The 1,507-nt window shown below is 68.1% G+C and carries 2 protein-coding genes; one reads left to right on the forward strand and one right to left on the reverse strand.

What is annotated here, in order from left to right; translation table 11 throughout:
- Nucleotides 1-67 precede the first annotated feature (67 nt).
- A complete protein-coding gene (locus RIM90_RS16595) occupies nucleotides 68-649 on the reverse strand; it encodes a GNAT family N-acetyltransferase (protein ID WP_309061480.1) in 582 nt (193 codons plus the stop codon).
- Nucleotides 650-813: 164 nt separating this feature from the next.
- On the opposite strand from RIM90_RS16595, the gene RIM90_RS16600 reads away from it, so the two are divergent.
- Nucleotides 814-1,323, forward strand: coding sequence for a cupin domain-containing protein (locus RIM90_RS16600; protein WP_309061481.1), 510 nt, complete (start codon nucleotides 814-816; stop codon nucleotides 1,321-1,323).
- The last annotated feature ends 184 nt before the right edge of the window (nucleotides 1,324-1,507 follow it).

Consider the following 1,507-nt stretch of genomic DNA (forward strand, 5'->3'; position numbering starts at 1 on the left):
CCACCATCTGGAACAACCTCTCGGCTTGTTCTTCGGCCTCCGGTGCTCTCGGTGACGGGGAGTCCGGTCAGTGCAGCCACCGGGCCATGAAGAGCGCCCGTTCGCCAGCCGACTCCGTTCCCTCGTAGAGCGAGGTGTCCAGTCCGCAGAAGACGAAGCCCATCCGGAGGTAGGCGCGAACAGCGGGTGCGTTGATGGTGCTGACCTCGAGCCACACATGCCCCGCCCCGCACTCCCTCGCGAAGTCGAAGGCGTGGTCCATCAGGGTTCGCCCGATCCCCCTGCCTCTCCACGCCGGCGCGACCGCAATGTCGCAGATGGTCAGGCGCGCGTTCCACGGAGCGAAGGAGGTCTTCACGAACCCGCACAACTCGTCCCCGTCGAAGGCGACCACCGTCCGACGCGGCTCGGGACCGCCGTCGTCGTGCTCACCGTCGTCGTCATCGGGGAAGACCTTGTGGACGGGAGGGTCCACCGGAGTCCGAGAGATCCTGAAACCCTCGTCCGTCCCGGTCACTTCGAAGACGGAATCCGTCGTGAACGACCCGTCGAGCCCCGCAAGGGCCTCGCCGTCCTCGGGCCGCGCCAGCCGGTAGACGACGGTCCCCACCACGCCGAGCACCGTCGCATCGTCTGCGGTCGTCTCCATGACGCGACCGTACGTCCCGCCCTCACGAGGGCGATCGACTTCCGGCCGGGCGAAGACGGCCTCGCAGGTCATCCCCGGCCGGCCCGGGATCATCCGTGAGCCCGATGCCGCCTTGTGAACGCGGGGGCCACCATACTGGTGAAGAGCTGCCGAAGGAGCGCATCATGTCGTATCCCGAGTACCCGAGGCCCCGCTACCACGGCGACAAGGGCGAAGTGAACGCGGTCTTCCGCCCGGCCGACGCCCCACCGGACGTCTCCTCGCCCGGCGGCTCTACCCACTACCTCGCCACCAACGAGTCGACCGGCGGAGAATTCGGCCTGTACAAGATGGAGTTGGGTGCCCGGTCCGCTGGAGCCAGGACTCACTTCCACAAGACGATGTCGGAGTCCTTCTACATCCTCTCCGGCGAGCTGGAGCTCTACAACGGCGAGAAGTGGGTCACGGGCCGCGAGGGTGACTTCCTGTACGTGCCGGTCGGCGGCCTGCACGCCTTCAAGAACGTGACCGACGAGCCCATGTCCATGCTCATGCTCTTCTCCCCGGGCGCCCCACGTGAGGAGTACTTCGAGCGGGTCGCGGAGATGACACAGCGCGGTGGCGAGGAACTCAAGCACTTCCGCATCCGGCACGACAGCTACTTCGTGGAGGACTTCGAGCCCGGGGAGGAGTAGTTCGGGTCCACTTCCCCTGCGGGACCCACCACTCCCCCGCCGCGACGGCCACCACCGGGCGAGCCCGGCCGGTACGAATTCGCCGACAGGGCCGCTGCGGTGCCGGTGGGGTCAGCAGCTCTCACAGGTGCGGCGCCGGGGACGCCGCAGGGGCTGTTTCCCGGCCCGGTCGGAGCCCGGTGCG

It is taken from the genome of Streptomyces sp. (assembly GCF_031181555.1).
In the GTDB taxonomy this organism is placed as follows: Bacteria; Actinomycetota; Actinomycetes; order Streptomycetales; family Streptomycetaceae; genus Streptomyces; species Streptomyces fimbriatus.